The sequence below is a fragment of the Paenibacillus xinjiangensis genome, from assembly GCF_059686975.1.
Genome location: NZ_JCAALS010000046.1, coordinates 1 through 19848, shown reverse-complemented (window position 1 = coordinate 19848; position 19848 = coordinate 1). Strand labels below are relative to the sequence as shown.

General features: G+C 46.2%; 21 protein-coding genes. 8 read left to right on the top strand and 13 right to left on the bottom strand.

Annotated features, from left to right (window positions below):
• Positions 1-230 precede the first annotated feature (230 nt).
• The 5 genes from AC6ESP_RS28695 to AC6ESP_RS28675 form a co-directional block, all read right to left on the bottom strand.
• Complete coding sequence (locus AC6ESP_RS28695) at positions 231-446, bottom strand: helix-hairpin-helix domain-containing protein (protein WP_497100193.1); 216 nt, start codon at positions 444-446, stop codon at positions 231-233.
• A 109-nt stretch (positions 447-555) separates the two neighbouring features.
• Positions 556-1182: a hypothetical protein gene (locus AC6ESP_RS28690; protein ID WP_497100192.1), complete on the bottom strand. Its 627-nt coding sequence runs from the start codon at positions 1180-1182 to the stop codon at positions 556-558.
• A gap of 130 nt (positions 1183-1312) precedes the next feature.
• The gene (locus tag AC6ESP_RS28685) at positions 1313-2296 is read right to left on the bottom strand and encodes an ROK family protein (RefSeq protein ID WP_497100191.1); all 984 of its coding nucleotides are present in this window, start codon (positions 2294-2296) and stop codon (positions 1313-1315) included.
• A 210-nt stretch (positions 2297-2506) separates the two neighbouring features.
• Positions 2507-3508, bottom strand: a complete 1002-nt coding sequence (locus AC6ESP_RS28680; RefSeq protein WP_497100190.1) for a cation diffusion facilitator family transporter — start codon at positions 3506-3508, stop codon at positions 2507-2509.
• A gap of 132 nt (positions 3509-3640) precedes the next feature.
• Positions 3641-4153, bottom strand: a complete 513-nt coding sequence (locus tag AC6ESP_RS28675; RefSeq protein WP_497100189.1) for a YfiT family bacillithiol transferase — start codon at positions 4151-4153, stop codon at positions 3641-3643.
• Between the two features lie 386 nt (positions 4154-4539).
• Here AC6ESP_RS28675 and AC6ESP_RS28670 point away from each other — a divergent pair, with 386 nt between their 5' ends.
• Positions 4540-5130: a Rossmann-fold NAD(P)-binding domain-containing protein gene (locus AC6ESP_RS28670; RefSeq protein ID WP_497100188.1), complete on the top strand. Its 591-nt coding sequence runs from the start codon at positions 4540-4542 to the stop codon at positions 5128-5130.
• Between the two features lie 104 nt (positions 5131-5234).
• On the top strand, positions 5235-5999 hold the full coding sequence (locus AC6ESP_RS28665; protein WP_497100187.1) for an SDR family NAD(P)-dependent oxidoreductase: 765 nt from the start codon (positions 5235-5237) through the stop codon (positions 5997-5999).
• Positions 6000-6004: 5 nt separating this feature from the next.
• On the opposite strand, the gene AC6ESP_RS28660 is transcribed toward AC6ESP_RS28665, so the two are convergent.
• Together AC6ESP_RS28660 and AC6ESP_RS28655 are read right to left on the bottom strand one after the other, a co-directional pair.
• On the bottom strand, positions 6005-6670 hold the full coding sequence (locus AC6ESP_RS28660) for an HD domain-containing protein (RefSeq protein ID WP_497100186.1): 666 nt from the start codon (positions 6668-6670) through the stop codon (positions 6005-6007).
• Between the two features lie 109 nt (positions 6671-6779).
• Entirely contained in the window at positions 6780-8009 is a 1230-nt protein-coding gene (locus AC6ESP_RS28655; protein WP_497100184.1) for an aminopeptidase, read from the bottom strand.
• 301 nt (positions 8010-8310) lie between these two features.
• Here AC6ESP_RS28655 and udk point away from each other — a divergent pair, with 301 nt between their 5' ends.
• A complete protein-coding gene (udk, locus tag AC6ESP_RS28650) occupies positions 8311-8940 on the top strand; it encodes a uridine kinase (protein WP_497100183.1) in 630 nt (209 codons plus the stop codon).
• A gap of 126 nt (positions 8941-9066) precedes the next feature.
• Here the strand turns inward: udk and AC6ESP_RS28645 are convergent, their stop codons facing one another.
• Complete coding sequence (locus tag AC6ESP_RS28645; RefSeq protein WP_497100182.1) at positions 9067-9810, bottom strand: MOSC domain-containing protein; 744 nt, start codon at positions 9808-9810, stop codon at positions 9067-9069.
• 279 nt (positions 9811-10089) lie between these two features.
• On the opposite strand from AC6ESP_RS28645, the gene AC6ESP_RS28640 reads away from it, so the two are divergent.
• Together AC6ESP_RS28640 and AC6ESP_RS28635 are read left to right on the top strand one after the other, a co-directional pair.
• Entirely contained in the window at positions 10090-10353 is a 264-nt protein-coding gene (locus AC6ESP_RS28640) for a CD3324 family protein (RefSeq protein WP_497100181.1), read from the top strand.
• A gap of 144 nt (positions 10354-10497) precedes the next feature.
• Entirely contained in the window at positions 10498-11136 is a 639-nt protein-coding gene (locus AC6ESP_RS28635; RefSeq protein WP_497100199.1) for a FusB/FusC family EF-G-binding protein, read from the top strand.
• A 104-nt stretch (positions 11137-11240) separates the two neighbouring features.
• Here AC6ESP_RS28635 and AC6ESP_RS28630 read toward each other — a convergent pair whose 3' ends face one another.
• Together AC6ESP_RS28630 and AC6ESP_RS28625 are read right to left on the bottom strand one after the other, a co-directional pair.
• Complete coding sequence (locus AC6ESP_RS28630) at positions 11241-12473, bottom strand: amidohydrolase (protein WP_497100180.1); 1233 nt, start codon at positions 12471-12473, stop codon at positions 11241-11243.
• A 150-nt stretch (positions 12474-12623) separates the two neighbouring features.
• On the bottom strand, positions 12624-14180 hold the full coding sequence (locus AC6ESP_RS28625) for an ABC-F family ATP-binding cassette domain-containing protein (RefSeq protein WP_497100179.1): 1557 nt from the start codon (positions 14178-14180) through the stop codon (positions 12624-12626).
• Between the two features lie 194 nt (positions 14181-14374).
• Between AC6ESP_RS28625 and AC6ESP_RS28620 the strand changes: the two genes are divergently transcribed.
• Genes AC6ESP_RS28620 through AC6ESP_RS28610 form a run of 3 tightly spaced genes read left to right on the top strand, consistent with a single transcriptional unit; the run spans position 14375 to position 16945 of the window.
• Entirely contained in the window at positions 14375-15352 is a 978-nt protein-coding gene (locus tag AC6ESP_RS28620; protein WP_497100178.1) for an ABC transporter ATP-binding protein, read from the top strand.
• Positions 15349-16155, top strand: a complete 807-nt coding sequence (locus AC6ESP_RS28615; RefSeq protein ID WP_497100177.1) for an ABC transporter permease — start codon at positions 15349-15351, stop codon at positions 16153-16155. Before AC6ESP_RS28620 ends, AC6ESP_RS28615 begins: the two co-directional genes overlap by 4 nt.
• 7 nt (positions 16156-16162) lie before the next feature.
• The gene (locus AC6ESP_RS28610; RefSeq protein WP_497100176.1) at positions 16163-16945 is read left to right on the top strand and encodes an ABC transporter permease; all 783 of its coding nucleotides are present in this window, start codon (positions 16163-16165) and stop codon (positions 16943-16945) included.
• Here the strand turns inward: AC6ESP_RS28610 and AC6ESP_RS28605 are convergent.
• The 3 genes from AC6ESP_RS28605 to AC6ESP_RS28595 form a co-directional block, all read right to left on the bottom strand.
• Positions 16942-18015: a DUF3895 domain-containing protein gene (locus tag AC6ESP_RS28605; protein ID WP_497100175.1), complete on the bottom strand. Its 1074-nt coding sequence runs from the start codon at positions 18013-18015 to the stop codon at positions 16942-16944. The genes AC6ESP_RS28610 and AC6ESP_RS28605 overlap by 4 nt on opposite strands.
• 45 nt (positions 18016-18060) lie before the next feature.
• Positions 18061-18627, bottom strand: a complete 567-nt coding sequence (locus AC6ESP_RS28600) for a sugar O-acetyltransferase (protein WP_497100198.1) — start codon at positions 18625-18627, stop codon at positions 18061-18063.
• Between the two features lie 117 nt (positions 18628-18744).
• Positions 18745-19341: a YitT family protein gene (locus tag AC6ESP_RS28595; protein ID WP_497100174.1), complete on the bottom strand. Its 597-nt coding sequence runs from the start codon at positions 19339-19341 to the stop codon at positions 18745-18747.
• Positions 19342-19848: the final 507 nt, after the last annotated feature.

The following is a 19848-nucleotide window of genomic DNA, read 5'->3' as shown; positions in this document are numbered from 1 at the left end:
TAAATCCCGTTATTCTCTTCTCGCTTGAACCATTCTCGATCTCTACACACAAGATATCATATCCAGCTGGATATAAAGTAACTGGAATAAACTATATCTAGTTATAGCCATAAGCTATAACAGACCGCAATGGAATACCTGAATGCACAGCAAAATAGCCGCCGAATTCAATCATCGGCAGCCTTATCTGAGGCAACTATTCCATTATCTATGAGGCACTGAGCTCGGGCTCATTCCTTGAACGATAAGCCCTTCTCAGCAAACACCTGTCGCAGCTGTCTAATCGTTTTGGGACCTATACCATGCATGGCTAGAATTTCTTTCTCGGTATAGTTGGCGAATTGGTCAAGCCTACTAATACCTGCTAATGCCAGTGCCTGCAGTGCTGGCTGGCTCATTCCGCTAGGGAAATCATAAGGCTGTTGATCATTCTGTGCTAGTGACATTCAATCTTCTCCTATTCGTCATATTGTTTCCCGTTATCAAGCTGATTAGTATCCCTAAGAATAAGGCTGCTACTATAATACCATGAGTGTGTCGTCATGCCGAATCGAATCAATTCTGTATATGCTCATCGACGGCTTGCGCTTCGAATACACAAGCTTCACGATAATTCACATCCATTCTTAGCGTACTAGCTAGATTACGATCAATATCGCCATGCTCATACATCTCTTGTATTTCATTGCGCTCCGATTGAATCGCCTTCAATTCCAATTCCCTTCGCTTCAAGCTCGGCTTGTTCAGAGGAGAGGTCAACCGCCTGTCGTTCTGCAGATTCAGCTCAAGCTCTTTGTACGTGGCAATAACGCTGCATATCGTATCACGATTAGCGCTGTTCTCAAGCTTCTTCATTCGTGCTATTGCTGCCTGTATTGCCTCGAGCTTCATAGCTTTATACATATCCCAGCTCGGATGTGACGGATTCATAAGCTTTGGCTTGGGCTTGCGTCTATGAACCAATCGCCGTATTGCCGACCATAGGAATAGCAGGATCACTTTTAACCGATTCGTCAGAATGAGCTCCACACGGCTAAGAGAGGAATGAAACCGTGTGAACGCGGCTGCAACGCCAAGTACAATCTGAATGAGTGGAACAGGAATAATGGGGATAAAACGATTCATTACGTTGGATATACCGATGAGCACGAGCAATACCAGTACCATCAATAGAAGTTCCATGCGTTTTCTAGGCTCCTATGTATAGAAAATTCAGGCCATCAGACTTGAGAGTATTAGTATCATCCACCTAAACCCTAGCATGCCCAACTCATAAGAAAATCCAGAGCCTTAACACCAATATGTCCAATACTTAGCCAGAAGGCTGAATTCGACTTCTTCTATCCGCATAAGCGGCAGCACCAATCATACCGGCACGATTGCCTAATTTGGCTTGTACAATGGTGCAGACTTGCCTAGATAGAGATAGTGCATGTTCAGCGATCGTTTCTCTGACGGGATTCAATAATCGATCACCTGCTGCCGAGACTCCCCCGCCAATTATGATAACTTGTGGATTCAGTAAATTGATCACATTGGTTAATCCATAACCAAGTATACGGCCTGTTTCCTGCATGACTTCAATCGCAAGCCCATCTTGCAAGTCATAAGCACTAGACAGCATTTCAGCTGTAATCTTATCATGATCCCCGTCAATCCACTGCTGAACGACGCTTGTTCTGCCCTGCTCCAGCTTCTCGACGAATGTTCTAACGATTCCTATAGCTGATACATACCTTCCAAGGCAGCCAGAGCTGCCGCAACGACAGGGTCTGCCTTCCCGATACATATTCATATGCCCAATCTCGCCAGCACTCGAAGTGGTCCCATAGATCATCTCGCCTTGATTTACGATTGCCCCCCCTAAGCCTGTACCAATCGTAATCAAGAATAGATGGTTATAGCCGACTCCGGCGCCAAACAGCCATTCGCCATACATATGAACCCGAACATCATTATCGATATAGATTGGAAAATGAAAACTTTTCTTCATTTCCTCGACTACGTGCACATTACGCCACATAGGGAAGTTAGGAGAAAATATCGATATTCCTTTCTCTGTGTCCAGCAGACCTGGAATTCCTAGTCCCATGGAAGTGATCTCATCCTGACTAATGCCTTCTTGCTCCATCATCGTAAGAACGATCCTTTTAATCTTATGCAGAACATGCGCTGGCCCTCTTGCTGCTTCGGTCGGATCACTTCGTTCACATACCACTGTGTAATCCGTTCGTAACAGGGCAGATTTAATATTCGTCCCTCCGAGATCAATCCCTATTCTATAGCTTTGATTCATATATACTTATCCCCCACAGCTCTCTGTATAGTAAGACACAGCTGAATTATAAAACATTTCTGAGCCTCAATGACATGGTTCATATCCAAGATTTGTTGTGTTTTCGAATGCAATTCACTCTTAGAACGCAAACAAGGACCCTTAACTAGGTCCTTGTTCTCATCATGATTATACGTATGCTCAGCGAATCCTCATTACCCAGCAGCAGACTTATTTCTTATCCACTACGCGCTTAGGGTTCCATCTCTTAATCCCATCATCTTCAATAATACCAAGGGTAACGTCCGCAATATCGGGGTCGCGAAGCAGGCTATTCTTAAGGTTGAATTTGATGTCATCTGCCACGGCAAGGGTCATGCCCGGCTTCAGTTCAATTAAACCTTCCACATGATAATAGCGTCCTTCTTGGAGAATTCGCAGCTCATAAATATCAGTTACTTCAGAATTGGAGAAAATAATCGTCGACACCTTCTCTTCGACCTCAGGTGGAGCGGATACGCCAATCAACCCAACCATATTGTCGTAACCTACCTTGAAGGCGACTCCAACCATAAGTATCCCTATAAGAATCGACGAAATGCCATCCAATAACGCAAAGTTCGTCAAAGAGGTAACTATTACTGCAATCAGAGCTAATACAGCACCCGAGGTTGCAACTATATCCTCATAGAATACAAGCCGAGTCGGCGGGGCTGCTCTGCCCACATTCCGAAATGCGGTTGATACGATCCCGAAGCCTGTTGCTTCAACTCGCGACTCATGTAGGATTTCCTTCATCGCTTTAACTAGTATGAACCCATCAACAGCCAAAGAGATCAGGAGTACGATCAAATTCAGCCAGAACCCCCCACTTGATTCAGACGGATGATTAATAAGATGAAAGCCTTCGAGTATCGTTTCATAAGCCATGATGGATACGACGATAACGGCGACCATACAGAAGACGTTAATCAATCGTCCGAAGCCAGTTGGGAACTTCTTGGTCGGCTTTTTCTCTGCCAGCACACTTCCTACAAATACAAATCCTTGGTTAATGGCGTCCGCTAAGGAGTGCATGGTTGATGCGAACATAGCTCCACTGCCTGTAATCGATGCTGCAATCCCTTTGACAATAGCTAGCCCTGTATTGCCGAGTGCTGCTGCCCCAGATGAGGTATTCCCTTTCTTTACCAGCTGCCAGAACTGACTGCCTTTATTAGCTGATTCCGCCATTCCTTCTCCTCCTATTGTTCATTCCTTCATCCTATACCTATTATTCCTGCTGCTTGCTGCACATTTCGTTCGAATGAATGTAAGATCAATCCTTAGCATACTTCTAATCCACCAGTATTATGTATGAATAAGCTAGAATTGCACAGATGTAATATGTGCGAGATGATGCCTGCCATGCCACGAATACAAGCCCAGATTCGTATCTAATCGGATACTTTCCTCTGAGCCCGGATGATAGAACGTACGGCTGTATTGCTCCTCAGTCATGGACTCCAATAAGCTTACCCATCGGCGGTGAAGTCCATCAATGAGCTGCAAGGAGGAGTCGATTGGCTCTTGCTTCGTATCGATTAGCTCTGCCCAGCGTTCCTCATAATAAGGGCGAATCGTCGGATGCTCCTCGGTTAGAGCCAGCTTGAACCGGATGAGACTGTTCATATGGCTGTCGCCAATATGATGAAGCACCTGCCGAATACTCCAGCCGCCTTCGCGATAAGGCGTATCCAGCTGCACCTCCGATAAGCCCTTAACAGCTGCCCGAAGCTCAGCTGGCAGTCTTTTGATATCCGCAATCCACTCTGACCTTTGCTCACTAGTAATAACCCCTGCATGCTCGAACTTCCCAATCGGATACCTCAAATCCATTACCGCACCTCCAGATATAATAATCGCCCTACGTATGTACGAGCAGCAAGTGCTCATTCAATATGAATTATATAATCAATGCTATGACAGTTACAGAGAAAAATAAATATGGGCTGGCATTCTCCACTTGACTTGGAGTCGACTCCAAAATATAAGGTACATCTATTGAGACTTCTCAATGTACCCAATTCGTATGATGGAGGACCTATTATGAATACAATGAATACAAATTCGCACTGATTCGTTCTGATTTCCCACATGACGACAAGATCATCACTGACGCTATACGAACCAAGAAGCTGCGCATTTACAAGGCAGATTTAGCTGATTTCAATAGCTTAAAGACTGCTCTGAACCAGATCCGTATTCAGGAGTACAGGATAGATGTGTTATTCAATAATGCCGGTGGAAGCTTTGCGGAGCTGAGCTACTCGAAGCAGGGACGTGAGCTGCATTATGAGCTGCAGACGGTTGTTCCCTATATTATCTATATGGAGCTCAAAGAGCTTCTTCTCAACAGTATGATGAGAACCGTTGTGAACACGTCTACCAATGCATTCAAGTTCCGCAAGCAATTCGACCCTGACACCTTGGAGCATCCGACCTCCTTCCAGAAGCTTTTTGGGCCTTATGCCTCTTCTAAGCTGGCGCTTTCTTTGTGGACACAGGAGCTTGCCTCACAAGCTAATACGGATGGAATCAAGCTGCTCAGCGTTGACCCTGGCGGCAACAACACTCTGCGCAAAGGAAAAAGCTCTGGTATCCCTTTGTACCTCAAACCCATTATTAAGCTAATCTTCCCTCCTCCAAGTAGAGGAGCTTCTATGCTCTACTCCGCTGCAAGAGGCGATAAGGATGTAGAGTCAGGCTCCTATCTCGTCAATGGGAAAGCGGTCAAGCTGAAATTCGCTCCGCAAGGCGCAACTGTATTGCATAACGTGCATACGATTTATACACAGGAATATATACCCGATTAGAGCCCTATTCATTCAACTATTGCTTGCTTACCAGCCTGCAATGCCAAATAAGACATCCGTTATTGGTACATACTAACTCTCATCGATATTTCTTGGGAGGACAGGTGAATCAATTGAAGGCACATCATGAGCAAGTGGTCTTAATTAACGGAGCAGGCTGTCAGGTAGGCAAAGAAACCGCTCTGCTCTTCGCGAGGAATGGAGCTTCCGTTATTCTATGTGATCAGGAATCCGAGGTCCTCTCGGACATTGTTCATTTAATTGACGCTGATGGCGGGCATTCCACTGTCTACTTCACTGATGCAACTGATCCGCAACAGGTCGCTGAGATGACAACTTCTATTGCCGGCCAATATGGCAGAATAGATGTATTAATCAATAATCTGACGAACCACGTCAAAAGAATCGAGGACGAATATTCCTTCGAATATTACTCTCAGTTTTTCGATAATTTAGTTCAAAGTGTCTCTACTGTAACCTCTGCCGTTCTTCCGCTAATGCGGCAACAGCAATATGGCAGGGTGATCCATGTGCTTCCAGGCGTTATTCATGTCGGAGTGAATGGCTTCCCCGCATTCGCTGCTGCTCAATCCGCTATACATAAGCTGACTCGTGAAACCGCGTCGAATGAATCCGAAGCTGGCCATGATATTCTTGTGAATATCTTGAATCCCGGCGTGCTGCGTACAGAGCTTAATCCGTTCTATGGCGAAGAGCCCTCCAGCATAATGCCTGTCCTACAGACACTAGCGACACTGCCAAGTGATGGAGGCTCAGGGCGCTTGTTCACGGCGAATATTATGGATCATCAAGGTCAGATTTATGACGACAACCGATTCGATGATGAGGAAATCGACTATATGAATTGAATCTGCTACACTTCCCCAGTCCACTCCTGATAGAAGTGTTCCAAGTATTGCACCATATAAGCATGTCTCTGAGCAGCAATTGGCTTCGCGGAATCGGTATTCATCAGATCCTTAAGCTTCAGCAGCTTCTCATAAAAGTGATTAATCGCTGTGCTCTTCCCGCTGCGATATTGTTCTGCAGTCATCGATTCTCGAGGGGCAAGCTCCGGATCATAGATCGGACTTCCCTTCCACCCTGCATATACGAAGACTCTCGCAATCGCAATTGCTCCAATGGCATCAAGCCGATCCGCATCCTGCACGACTTGTCCTTCTAAGGTGCGCATCGGCGGATTCATTCCCCCGTTATAGGACATCGTGCCAATAATTTCTATCACATGCTGCTTCTCCTCTTCGGAGAGCGGATGCCGATCAAGCCAATCTTGAACCTTCTGAATACCAGCCTCTTTGGACACATTAAGCTTCTCATCCGCTACATCATGCAACAGCGCAGCAAGCTTACATAGGAATAGATCAGCTCCTTCTTCAACAGCTAATCGTTCTGCCATTAGCACTACACGGTGAATATGCCACCAATCATGACCAGAAGCGTCATTCGCCAATTCGAATCGGACGAAAGTCTCGGCAGCTTCCAGCACTTGCTGATGAATGAATACCTTTTCCGAAGACATAGCCAATACTCCCTTCCCTTGTTAAACATAACAATAAGCTCTGCTGAGTCAGCTATTCGCCGCCACAGCAGAGCTTATTGACTACAATCCATTAACCAGCAACAATGATCTACGCCCAGTTGCCAGCGAGGAAGATCGGCTCGCGAGTACCATCCTGAGTCACGCCATAGATGTTCATAGCTGCCGAACCAATCATGAAGTCCTCATGCGTTAGGCTCCTATTCGCTCCATGAGCAAGAAGCTCCTCAGATGACATCGCAGTACCACCTTCGATGTTAACGGGATACGCTTGACCTAATGCAAGATGACAGGAAGCATTCTCATCATACAGCGTATTGAAGAAGGTCACATTCGAGTTGGAGATCGGAGAATCGTGTGGAACTAAGGCGATCTCACCTAGATGCCTAGCCCCATCGTCTGTGTTCAACAAGTTCGTTAATGCTTCATAGCCCTGCTCTGCCGTATGCTCGATAACTTTGCCTTCCTTGAAGGTCAAGGTAAAGCCATTGACGACTTGCCCATTATAGTTGAGCGGCTTCGTACTGCGAACAGTCCCATTCACACCATTACGGTGAGGCATCGTGAATACTTCTTCTGTTGGCATATTCGGATTGAAGAAGATTCCTTTGGCATTCGCCTTGGCACCGCCTAGCCAAATATGATTATCAGGCAGATCAACCGTCAAGTTAGTACCTTCCGCTTCATACTGAAGCTGCTTGTAGCGCTTCTCATTCAGTCGCTGCATCATAGCTGACAGCTTAGCATTATGTTCCTTCCATGCTGCAATCGGGTCCTCTAGACCAATCCGTGTTGCATCAATAATTCGCTCCCATAGCTTCTGAACGGCCTCTTCTGCTGTATCATTCGGGAATACTTTGGCTGCCCATTCTGGTGTTGCGTAAGAAAGGAGTGTCCACGCGTTCGTATGATTCATCAAGGACGCACGGTAGTTGCTTAACGCAGTAGATGCTGTCTTCGACGCTGTTGCGACCCGCGCAGGATCAACATCATTCAATAGATCGGGGTTCGGAGAATAGATGGTAATGAAGGCAGCTCCATTCGCTACGTACTCTTCCCAGGCCTTCGCACGCCACATCGGATATTCCGAGAAGGCTTCCTCCGGCGCTTGCTTGAACTTAATGCGCGACAGCTCCTCATCGTTATACTCCACATGAACATTTTTCGCACCGGCTTCATAAGCCTTGGATACAATCTGCCTCACCAGTGGAGCTGCTGTAATAGGTGCCATAACGACAACCGTCTGGCCTTGCTGTACTTGAACACCAACGTTAACCGATAGTGAAGCATAATTTTCTAATTGCTGTTTAGTAGGATACATCTATGTAGATCCCTCCATGACATAAGGTTAGTTCGATCGATTTACCCTCTCTATTATAAGACTATCGTTCCAAATGCTCAAACACACGAGATATCACCTTTCATGTGCGACACCTTATTTGAATAGATGGCTCTGAACAACAGACTCAGCCGCATCATCGGAGGAAGAGCTCAGCTTCAAGTCAACAACATCATGTACTCAGGGAATTCTACAAGCCCTGCCGAGTGAAATTAAATGCAATCTATGCTACAATACTGGGATTGACTCAGGTATTTATTCTAGGGAGGTTTAAAGAAACACCATGCTTATTATAGGAATAGCCGGGGGCACTGGCTCTGGCAAATCAACGGTAGCGCGCTCCGTCATTGACCGTCTGGGAGCAGATAAAGTTACCTTCATCTCTCAGGATAATTATTATAAGGATCAGCCGCATCTAAGCTTAGCTGAGCGAGAAACAACGAATTATGATCATCCTCTGGCTTTTGAGAACGATCTGCTCATCAGCCATCTTAATAAACTCACGAATCAGCAGGTCGTCCAAGCACCTGTATATGATTTCACGATTCATGCTCGTTCTGCTGATGAGACTGTCGAGCTTAAGCCTAACCATATCGTGATTATTGAAGGCTTGCATGTGCTGTCGGACGAGAATCTACGTGAAATGCTGAGCATCAAAGTATTCGTCGATACAGACCCCGATGTTCGCATCCTTCGCAGAGTACTGCGGGATATTGAAGAGCGCGGCCGGACCATACAGTCCATCCACGAACAATATTTGAATACCGTGAAGCCGATGCACGATGCTTTCATCGAGCCTTCCAAGAAATATGCTGACATTATCATTCCAGAAGGTGGCCATAATGAAGTAGGCGTTCAACTGCTCTCCATTCTTACGGAGAACTACCTATTAGGTGAGCAAGAATCAGATTAAGCTGCTTCTGCCGTCCTCTAACAGAGCCAACATACGAGAAAATAAGCCAGATCGGACACCCTTCAATTAGGTGATTCCTCCGATCTGGCTTATTTGTCTATTTCTATTTTACGATAATAAAGGCTGTTAAGCCTCAGACAAGTAGACCGTGTCACCCGAGCTTATATTTCCTGCTTGAACTACAGATGCGTATACCCCGAAGTTAAGACCCATTTCCTCATTAATCATTTTCAAGATGGAGACATCTCGAGAATAGGTATCTGGATCAATCGTAACTAATGAACAGCGCTCACAGGGTTCAACCAATCTCAGCTCCGTTCCGCCAATATGCAGACGTTTACCTACCCATGCCTTCTCGTCCTCTGCATAATCATCTGTTAAATTAACGATCATATTCGCGCGGAAGCGCCTTGGGTCTATCGATTTCTCTAATAGTCTCTCTAGCTGCTGCAAGGAACGGTCTGTAATGATAAGTATCCCTTCCGCATCAACCGCCAGCATATCCTGACTGGTCGGTTGATGCCGCTCCAGCGACACCTTAATCTTCGAATAGCTCTGTATGGTCTGCAGCAGCTGCTCATCCCAGCCATAGATTTGTCCATCCGGGGAAGTAATCTGCAAGGTGGGAAACTCCTCCGAGGAGCCGTCTTCCTGAAACTCTACGGTGTAGCCTAACATCTGTGGAATCTTCCGTGCTGTTATGAATCGATCCCATCCTTGCTTCGTTTCATCTATGAACGCATGGCTTCGATCCCCATACATGCCGTATGCCGCTAGATATGCTTGATCCAGAGGATGACCAGCCATCGATTTAATCGGATACCTCGTTAATTGCTTCACTTGACCTACAGCTACAGCATTCTTGTCCAATCACTTCACTCTCTCTTTCTATTCTCATTTAGGAAGGATGCATGAATCCGCAAATTCTTTTATAATAAGAGCAGAACCCTGAAGGGGAGGTGGTATACGATGGTAAAGACCCCTTTACCGAAATCTGCAGCGTCTCATGCAAAGCCTAGTATTGGAAAGGCGATACTTTGCATGGGGTGGACGGTCAACAACTAAATCGCCCTAGTAAGCGTATCTCATTTCAAGTATGCGGCTTTGCACCTTATTTCATTCTTAATTCAGAATAAGGGGCTGGCAGAAATGAAATATGTGAACGCATCTTCTATTTTACCCAATGAGCTGATAGAAGAAATTCAAAAATATGTGCAAGGAACAACACTATATATCCCTAAGCTTGAGACTGAGCATCAGGGATGGGGTACCTGTACAGGAGGCAGAAAGCTTCTCGATGAGCGAAATCAATGTATCCGGAGCGAATTCCATAATGGAGTTTCCTTGCATGAATTAGTAGATAAGTATTTTCTATCTATAGAAACGATTAAGAAGATTGTGTATGCCAAATAACTCGAGCTTCGCTCCATATAGCCCTAATAATCCCCTAAGATTATTAGGGCTATTGTATGCCTAGGATAAGTTCGATTCTAAATCATCCTCTACCTATCATGAAGCAGCCTGCTGAACTATACTTCTTCTAGAGGAGTGAATACCATGTTACCTTTTATCAGAAGTGATCAATACCATTTCATCAAGGCCCAGACCAAAATTCTAGTGAATGGGCACACCACCGTTAATGATATCCCTGTTCTTCAAGCTTTAACCGCTGCTGCTTATGACAAAATCAATCTGCTATTGCCTGACATAACTGATGAGCAGCGGCAGCTTATAAGCCCAATCCTTCATATCAAAGACAAAGCTCAAGCAGAGAGCTATTCGCTGCAGCTGCAGCCCTATGTGATTCCCTTTCAAGCGATTACTGCGCCGATAACGAAGAAGCTGTTTCCTAAAGCCAAGAAGCTGAAGCCGCCAGAGCTTGTGGATGTGGATTTAAGGGATATTTCCTATATGGGCTGGGATGACAAAGGCTCTGGCAAGAAATATCTCGTTGCTCCATATGCGGATAAGCTCATCGGCTTCGAAGGAAGCTTCTCCCTGCTTCATAAAAAAGGAATCTGCGCCGTATGCAACACCTATGAGGAGTTAGGGATGTTTCTAACAGAAACCAAAGGTGCTGAGCCCGGTATGTTTATCAAGAGAGGCAACTATATTTGTCAGGATAGTCTGAAATGCAATCAAAACATCCGAACTCTTGAGCCTTTGCATGCTTTTTTTGCGCGACTGCTTGGTTAATCTACTAAAAGCGCTGGGGTGTCTCTCTTGTCTCGCTTGAACACCCGCATGCTTGAACATACTCTCTAACTGCTTCAGCATGCGGGAATCATCTTACTCTCCCCTTACAGCGAACCACTTACCAGCCTTCCTTCATGCCAGACCGCTAGGCGCTTCGATCTACGCGCTACGGCTTCTGCTGAACAGCTTGCCTGAACTAATACAAAGCTCGCGGCATGTCCTGCCATTGGCCACACTTGTGTTCCTTGCGAATCAAGAGGCGTAATGCCGCCAGTTATATAACCAAGAGCTTGCGCTAACGCTTGCTCATCATTATAGCCATATAATTCTGCTAGTCTTCCCACCTTCTCTAATTGATCCCCGTTGCCGAATGGCGACCAGTGATCCGTTAGACTGTCCGTTCCCAGCTTCACGTTAACCCCTTGCTTAAGCAGCATAGGCAGTGGCATCATTAATCCACCGATGGGAACCGTTGAAGCAATACTCATACCAAGCGATGCCATCCGACTCGCCATTTCCTGGGCTTCCTGTGAACCTGCGAATGCGAACCAGAATGCATGGCTCACTGTTACTTGCCCCTGCAAGCCTGCTTCTTCTGTCAGCTCAGCTAGACGCTCCAGCGTAAGCTTGGCGGATTCACCGCCCTCATGCAGATGGATATCAATGCCGGCTTTGCAGCTAACGGCAAGCTCAACTATCGTCTGCAGCGAATTCTCAATATCCCCGTCAATCGTGTAAGGATCAACTCCGCCAACTAGTGTCGCGCCCTCTGCCATTGCTTGCTTCATCAGCTCGACGGATTGGGAACGGAACAGTCCATGCTGAGGAAAAGCAACAATACCAGCAGATAGCTTGCCCGAGAATGTATCCAGAGCACGCTTCGTAGCTTCTAAGCGATGCAGTCCGCTCACCGGCTCAATGTTGCAATGTGTTCGTACAGCTGTCGTTCCGAGACTCTGGATTAGCGATAGAATACTCTCCGCTTGCCGCTGTGCCTGCGGCAGAAGCTGAGGCAGCAATTGCCTCTCTTCCTCAATCCGCTCGAATATGCTCGAGATAGGCTTAACAGCCTTCCATGGCGCATCATAGTAGGTTTTATCCAGATGGATATGTCCATCCACGAATGAAGGCAGCAGCAGCATGCCATTGCCGTCATACTGAGGTAGCCCATCACTGAACTCCATTGACTCAAGCCCCGTCTCCACTACTTCAGCAATAACACCATCTTGAATGCGAATATGATAAATGCCAGTAATCGTTCCCGATACTTGCCCTGCCTCTCGCTCTAATCCTTGCTCTAGCCTTACATTCGTTAACCAATAAGCCGTGTGTAACATCCTTTAATCCCATCCTTCAACTGAGTGTGCATCTGAGCTGTTATCCTCTTATGTTAGCATATATTGGAATGATACAAAAAACCAATCCGCATAAAAACGCAGATTGGTTAATTGGCTTACTATCGTTTTGCTGTCAGTCTAACATCCATTCTAGAATACCTTCGTCGTCCATGATTCACAATTCCATGTGTCTGTTACGATATCCCGGTAGAATTCCGGCTCATGAGAAATGAGCAGAATGCTTCCTTTGTAAGCTTTGAGCGCACGCTGCAGCTCGTCCTTCGCATCAACATCCAAGTGATTCGTCGGCTCATCGAGCACAAGCAGGTTCGTCTCGCTGTTGATCAGCTTGCAGAGGCGTACCTTAGCCTTCTCGCCACCGCTTAGAACAGCAATTTTGCTCTCAATATGCTTAGTCGTCAAGCCGCATTTGGCAAGCGCAGCACGTACTTCGAACTGGGTGAAGGAAGGGAATTCTTTCCACACTTCCTCGATACAGGTATTATAGTTCGTATCCTTCATTTCTTGCTGGAAATATCCGATATGCAGGTGCTCTCCACGCTGCACAGTACCTGATATCGCTTGTATTTCGCCAAGTATGCTGCGGAGCAGCGTTGTTTTACCAATACCATTGGCACCGACCAGAGCAACCTTCTGACCGCGCTCCATTCGCAGATCAAGCGCTCTGGACAATGGCTCCTCGTAACCAATGACAAGCTCTTTCGTCTCGAAGATTAGCTTGCCTGATGTTCTTGCATCCTTGAATTGGAATTGCGGCTTCGGCTTCTCCTTCGCGATCTCAATGACTTCCATCTTATCGAGCTTCTTCTGTCTCGACATCGCCATATTACGCGTAGCGACACTCGCTTTGTTGCGGGCAACGAAATCCTTCAGCTCGGAGATTTCCTGCTGCTGACGTTTGAATGCCGATTCAAGCTGCTGCTTCTTCATCTCATGCACCTGTAGGAAATAATCGTAATCGCCTACATAGCGATTCAGCTCTTGATTTTCCATATGATAGATAAGGTTGATTACGCTGTTCAAGAATGGAATATCATGCGAGATCAGGATGAAGGCATTCTCATATTCCTGCAGATAACGCTTCAGCCATTCAATATGCTGTTCATCCAGATAGTTCGTAGGCTCGTCCAATAGCAGGACATCCGGCTTCTCCAGCAGCAGCTTGGCAAGCAGAATCTTCGTACGCTGCCCTCCGCTTAGATCATTAACATCCTTATCCAGACCGATATCGGTAATCCCTAGTCCACGCGCCGTTTCATCTACCTTGGCGTCAATCATATAGAAATCCTGGCTCGTCAGCGTATCTTGAATCGTACCTACATCCTCAAGCAGCTTCTCGAGCTCCTCTGGAGTTACATCGCCCATTCTGCCGTACATATCGTTCATTTCTTGTTCCATGTCAAAAAGATACTGGAAAGCTCCCCGCAGAACATCACGAATTGTCATTCCCTTGGTCAGTACAGCATGCTGATCGAGATAACCGACCCGCATCCGCTTGGACCATTCGACCTTGCCGTCATCCGGCTGAAGTGTGCCTGTAATGATATTCATAAAGGTGGACTTGCCCTCGCCATTGGCGCCGATTAGTCCGATATGCTCACCTTTCAGCAAGCGGAAGGATACATCATTGAAGATCGCACGATCTCCAAATCCGTGACTTAATCGTTCTACATTTAATATGCTCATGAATGACACCTTTTCATTTAGACTTTTTTCTCGTTATATTATAAGTGTTATCAGGTGAACAACTCAATGTGGAAAATAAATTTTATTCAAATTCGTCATATTTGTTTAATAATTTTTTCATTGACAGCGATTTCAACTAAGTGATACTATATTCTCCCTGTCACTTTCGCAGGAATAAGGAGGGGATTCACCCATTGATAACCTTAAATGGTATTAACAAAACATTCCTGGTGGCACAGCGTGCACCGGGCCTCAAGCATGCCGTAAAAGCTCTGTTTCATCGAAAGCACATTGCTGTGGAAGCGCTTCAAGACATCTCGTTCCACATAGAACCAGGGGAGATCGTCGGCTATATTGGTCCGAACGGGGCCGGCAAGTCGACCACTATCAAGATTATGAGTGGCATTCTAGTTCCAGACAGCGGAACCTGCACCATTGATGGGTATACACCTTGGCTGGATCGTGTAGCGTATGTGAAGAATATCGGCGTCGTGTTCGGACAGCGCTCGCAGCTGTGGTGGGATGTTCCTGTTATCGACTCCTTCGAACTGCTCCGCGATATCTATGACATCCCGCAGGCGCAATACAAGGACACATTAACACTCCTCGTGGACACTTTGGATTTGCAAGGAATCATCAACACGCCAGTTCGCCAGCTTAGTCTAGGGCAGCGAATGCGCTGTGAGCTAGCCGCTTCCCTTCTGCACAGTCCGAGCATCCTGTTTCTGGATGAACCGACCATTGGGCTCGACGCGGTCTCTAAGATCGCTGTGCGCCATTTTATCAAAACAATTAATAAAGAAAAAGGCGTCACCGTCATTCTGACCACACATGATATGAATGATATTGAAGCACTCGCAGACCGCATCTTGTTAATTGGCAAAGGTAGCCTGCTCTATGACGGCAGTGTGCAGGGACTTCGCAGCAGGTTCGGTACACGAAGAACGATTACGGCTGAATACCGCGAAACGTCCCATCCATTGAACATTCCTGGCGCCACCCTCTTATCATGGACACCAGACCGAGCCATTCTAAGTGTAGATACGGAGCAGGTCATGATCTCAGGCGCGATTACCCAGTTGTCTGCTCAAGTCGAGCTTCTGGATGTGACGATCGATAATCAGCCGATAGAGGATATTATCGTTCAGATGTATAAGGAGTATCAGCTATGAGGAAAGCCTACCTATCCGTATTCAAGCTGCGGCTCAGCAACGGATTGCAATATCGTGCAGCAGCGCTGGCTGGCATCGGCACGCAATTTTTTTTCGGATTTGTTTTTATTATGATATTCGAAGCCTTCTATGCTCACGCAGCTGTAGATGCACCCATGACGCTGTCCGAGGTCATCACTTATACGTGGCTGAAGCAGGCTTTTCTCGCTTTTGTCGTGCTGTGGTTAAGAGATAATGAGCTGTTCCAATTAATTACTAGCGGCAATATTGCTTATGAGCTGTGCAGGCCAACACAAATCTATAGCTTCTGGTATGTGAAGCTGCTCGCAGTAAGGCTGTCAAGCGCTCTTCTTCGAAGCTTCCCTATACTAATAGTCGTCCTATTCCTGCCCGAGCCCTATGGACTTAAGCTGCCTCCGGACTTCGCCTCATTCCTGCTCTTTCTCGCTGTGTTATTCGTTGGATTATTCATGATTGTTGCCATATCCATGCTAATCTACATATCTGTATTCGTAACGATGTCGCCTACCGGCTCCATGCTAGTATTCGGTGTACTTGGGGAATTTCTATCCGGGATGATCATACCAGTCCCTCTTATGCCGGAATGGGTGCAGCGAATCGTCTACCTGCTGCCTTTTCACTGGACTGCGGACTTTCCGTTCCGTGTGTTCACAGGCAACCTATCGAAATACGAAGCGCTGTCAGGCTTATGTATGCAGGTAATCTGGCTTGCAGCACTGCTAGCGGCTGGTACATGGCTAATGAACAAGTCACTTAAGCGTCTAGTCGTACAGGGGGGATGAATCCAGAATGAGACTCTACTTCAAATACATGGTTCTGCTGTTCAAATCTCAAATGCAATATCGAGCTTCCTTCCTGCTGCTGACTATAGGTCAATGCTTGACTCCATTCGCTGCTTACGCCGGGATGTACTTCATGTTCGAACGATTCGGTCAGATTAAAGGCTGGAGCTTCTATGAAGTAGCGATGTGCTTCGCCATCACACATTTGGCGTTCTCCATTACCGAATGCTTCGCAAGGGGATTCGATATGTTCTCTAGTCTTGTAGTGAACGGCGATTTCGATAGATTGCTCGTTAGACCAAGAAGCACCGTCGTTCAAGTGCTCGGCTCCCAGTTCGAATTCGCTAGGCTGGGTCGATTGATATTAGGGGTAGTGGTGCTTGTGTGGGCTTCTGTTCATATTGATGCGGATTGGACGCTGCTTAAGATCGCAACGCTTATCTTAATGGTTGCAAGCGGGGTCTTCATCTTCACAGGCATATTCATTCTTGCTGCATCGATTAGCTTCTGGACGATACAGGGGCTTGAGATCGCTAATATATTCACCGACGGCGGGAGAGAGATGACGCAGTATCCTCTGAATATCTATCATACGTGGGTAAAACGATTGTTCACGTTCATCATCCCATTCGGATGCGTGAATTACTTGCCTCTCCTCTATATACTAGACCGAGAAGGAAGCAATAACCCGCTCTATGCATTAACGCCTATAAGCGGGTTCATCTTCATACTGCCTTGTCTTCTCCTATGGCGCATTGGTGTTCGGCATTATCGGTCGACTGGCTCCTAGTCGGATGTGACCGTCGACTGATAGATGCGATCTACGGAATGCTGCTCCAGCAGCATACAGCTGCCCTTCAACACTAACTCATCTAGATACACACATACAGCAATATAAATCTCCGGCTTCCCTGTATGCATCCTAGTATCCGCTGCTGCCTTGTGTTCAATCAGCATCTCAGAAACCGCTCTAGCGCTCATGCGATGCTTGGATTGGAGCAAGGCTTGGTCCAGCAGTACCCGTGCCTTCTCAGGCAAGCGGAATATGGAATGGCTGCCGACGCCAGTTGGCTGATTAGGCTGAATGGCTGGAGTTGTGCGAACTGGAACTGCCGCTTCCTGTGGACTGCCATTCACGAAGTCGAAATCGAACAATGTCGGAGCCTCATTCTCTTCATAATAGGTTTCCTGCACATCGAATAGCGTGAACAGATCAACTTCTACCGGCGGGGCAGCTGCTGCCGCAGCAGCACGGTTCCGAATGCGTGCAGCCTGTTCCTGCTTGTCCCACTCTTTCAGTTTATTCCGCAGTCTTGTCACTTGCCATTCAAGAAGAGGAAGCTCTACATCAAGATGCTTCTGGATATCATGAGGCACTTCAAAGCCTTCAGGAAAAGGCTGGAATACGGTGTCTTGAAGCTTCCAGCCAGACTGATAACGCGATAGAATTTCATACAGCTCATGATCAAGCACATCGAATCCTTTTAGAATTGCGCTAATGGTCTTGGCATCAATTCCTGTATGAACCTGTAGATGATCAATTCCAAGATAGCGAATCGTATTCTTAGGTCGGTGAATAACCTGATGCTGATATCGTAGCGGTCGTCCGCATTCACATTTCGTCTCTTGTGATATCTCACCAGAATCTGTATAGCCTATGTAATCCCATTCCTCCAAATAAGCTTCAATCTCCTCCATCGAAGCATCTTCTGGAATGAATAAGCTTTTCTTCCCAGCCAGCTGTCGGGCAAAGACCGTTCTTCTGCCACGAATCAAAAAATAATGTACAAAGCTTCTCTGCTCCTCAGTCATGCTGGACAGAATCAGATCTCGTTGTTCCATAGACATCTCTACCGTCATGATATTCCCCCTAACCCCTGCATAGCCTAATCGTTGTTGACCTGCTTATAGCTCAATGGCTCTCAACGTTCTCGCTGGATTCCCTCCGACAATAACGTTATCCGGTACGTCCTTCGTTACGACAGCACCTGAAGCGATAACGACATTATCGCCAATCGTTACGCCTGGGTTAATAATGGCTCTGCCACCGATCCATACGTTATTGCCAATTGTTACTGGCTTGCCGAATTCAGCACCAGTGATCCGTTCGAAGGGATTAACCGGATGGGTAGCTGTATAAATATGTACGCCAGGCGCAATGAAGCAATTATCTCCAATTCGCACTTCACAGACATCTAGGATCGTACAGTCAAAATTAACATAGAAATGGTTGCCCACATGAATATTATAGCCGTAATCACAACGGAAGGTTGGCTCTATGTACAGACTTTCCCCTGTTGAGCCGAATAGCTCGTTAAGAAGCACCATACGCCTGTCATGCTCGGTCTCATCTGTCTGATTGAACAATCGTGTCAATCTTCTCGCGTTCTCACGATCCAGAGTAAGCTGGCGATCTGATGCCATATACCATTCGCCTGCCAGCATCTTTTCTTTCTCTGTCCTCGTATCCATTAGGTACAATTCCCTCATTTCCATAAAGGTGTATCAAATAGGCAGCTACATAACGTAACCTCTGTTACCTTCTCTTCCATTCTACAATAGCTTCTCCATTCTTGCATTCCCTTCTTCCTATGCCAGCTTCTTGTCCAGATTCAGCGTACATAAGCCGGTTGCTATCCCTCCTGCTGTAATCGTCAATAAGGACAACACGAATTTATTCCCTGGCAGCAGAAGCTCTCCTGTTCCAACGATGACAATATCCATGATTAGAATAATAACCCCAACATTAAGGGGAATATACTTGGAGATAAAATGTGCCAGCAAATCTGTTCCTCCTGTGCTGCATTCATATCTGATCATAACTCCGATTCCCAAGCCTATGGCTACACCGCCAAGTACGGCTCTTGTGAAAGGAGTCCATTCCACATAATAAATGAAATAATATTGCGTGGGCTCCAGCAGATCGATCATGTAGCTGGATAATAGCAAGCCATTAATGCTGTTGTACAGCATATCCCGGTTATAGAACCAGGCTATCACAAAGATGGGAATGCTGCTGATCAGCATTACAAAGCCGATTTTAATATGAAAGATATAATTGACGATGAGTGAGATGCCAATGATACCACCATCTAATATCCCCAGTGGAACCAGAAAGAAATTGATGCCGACCGCAATAAATAAGCTGCCGACCACAATCGCTGCTATTTTTCGGATGGAAAACATATGAGAACATCTCCTTGCTTACAGCCTGTCTCATATATATGCGAGAAGTTCGTTAATTCTTCCCATTCTACCGATTATATCAATCTGCTGGATGTTATTGGATTGAAATGTTATCCTTCACGATTCAGACACAACTTTGTGCGGAAGTTGACTCAGTTTGGTCATGCTTTTCGAGTGGATTATCCTTTACAATAGAGGTAATAAAGGCATGTAAGGAGGTTAATAGCCATGATTTATATGATTATTATAGGGGCATTGTTCTTAGGCGGGATTCTATATGTAACGATGGCAGGGGCTAACATTATCAAGGATGATGAGCAATTGCAGGATAGCACGTCCACACACTAATGGAGATCAATTTAAATAGTAAGGTTAGAATGTAGAAAAGCCACTGTAAGAGAGCCCTGCAAAAGCCTTGATTTTGAGGAAATGGGCACTCCGAGATGGTAAAAGTGATTGAAAAACTAAAAAAGCAGCTCATTCCTCATCAGAGGATGGGCTGCTTTT

Bases quoted from the DNA above. Each gene is read 5' to 3' on its own strand.
- AC6ESP_RS28685 (WP_497100191.1), bottom strand. From the start codon at position 2,296: ATGAATCAAAGCTATAGAATAGGGATTGATCTCGGAGGGACGAATATT.
- AC6ESP_RS28615 (WP_497100177.1), top strand. From the start codon at position 15,349: ATGAGGAAAGCCTACCTATCCGTATTCAAGCTGCGGCTCAGCAACGGA.
- AC6ESP_RS28635 (WP_497100199.1), top strand. From the start codon at position 10,498: ATGTTACCTTTTATCAGAAGTGATCAATACCATTTCATCAAGGCCCAG.
- AC6ESP_RS28600 (WP_497100198.1), bottom strand. From the start codon at position 18,627: ATGGATACGAGGACAGAGAAAGAAAAGATGCTGGCAGGCGAATGGTAT.
- AC6ESP_RS28610 (WP_497100176.1), top strand. From the start codon at position 16,163: ATGAGACTCTACTTCAAATACATGGTTCTGCTGTTCAAATCTCAAATG.
- AC6ESP_RS28675 (WP_497100189.1), bottom strand. From the start codon at position 4,153: ATGGATTTGAGGTATCCGATTGGGAAGTTCGAGCATGCAGGGGTTATT.
- AC6ESP_RS28595 (WP_497100174.1), bottom strand. From the start codon at position 19,341: ATGTTTTCCATCCGAAAAATAGCAGCGATTGTGGTCGGCAGCTTATTT.
- AC6ESP_RS28690 (WP_497100192.1), bottom strand. From the start codon at position 1,182: ATGGAACTTCTATTGATGGTACTGGTATTGCTCGTGCTCATCGGTATA.
- AC6ESP_RS28640 (WP_497100181.1), top strand. From the start codon at position 10,090: ATGAAATATGTGAACGCATCTTCTATTTTACCCAATGAGCTGATAGAA.
- AC6ESP_RS28655 (WP_497100184.1), bottom strand. From the start codon at position 8,009: ATGTATCCTACTAAACAGCAATTAGAAAATTATGCTTCACTATCGGTT.
- AC6ESP_RS28695 (WP_497100193.1), bottom strand. From the start codon at position 446: ATGTCACTAGCACAGAATGATCAACAGCCTTATGATTTCCCTAGCGGA.
- AC6ESP_RS28630 (WP_497100180.1), bottom strand. From the start codon at position 12,473: ATGTTACACACGGCTTATTGGTTAACGAATGTAAGGCTAGAGCAAGGA.
- AC6ESP_RS28680 (WP_497100190.1), bottom strand. From the start codon at position 3,508: ATGGCGGAATCAGCTAATAAAGGCAGTCAGTTCTGGCAGCTGGTAAAG.
- udk (WP_497100183.1), top strand. From the start codon at position 8,311: ATGCTTATTATAGGAATAGCCGGGGGCACTGGCTCTGGCAAATCAACG.
- AC6ESP_RS28625 (WP_497100179.1), bottom strand. From the start codon at position 14,180: ATGAGCATATTAAATGTAGAACGATTAAGTCACGGATTTGGAGATCGT.
- AC6ESP_RS28660 (WP_497100186.1), bottom strand. From the start codon at position 6,670: ATGTCTTCGGAAAAGGTATTCATTCATCAGCAAGTGCTGGAAGCTGCC.
- AC6ESP_RS28605 (WP_497100175.1), bottom strand. From the start codon at position 18,015: ATGACGGTAGAGATGTCTATGGAACAACGAGATCTGATTCTGTCCAGC.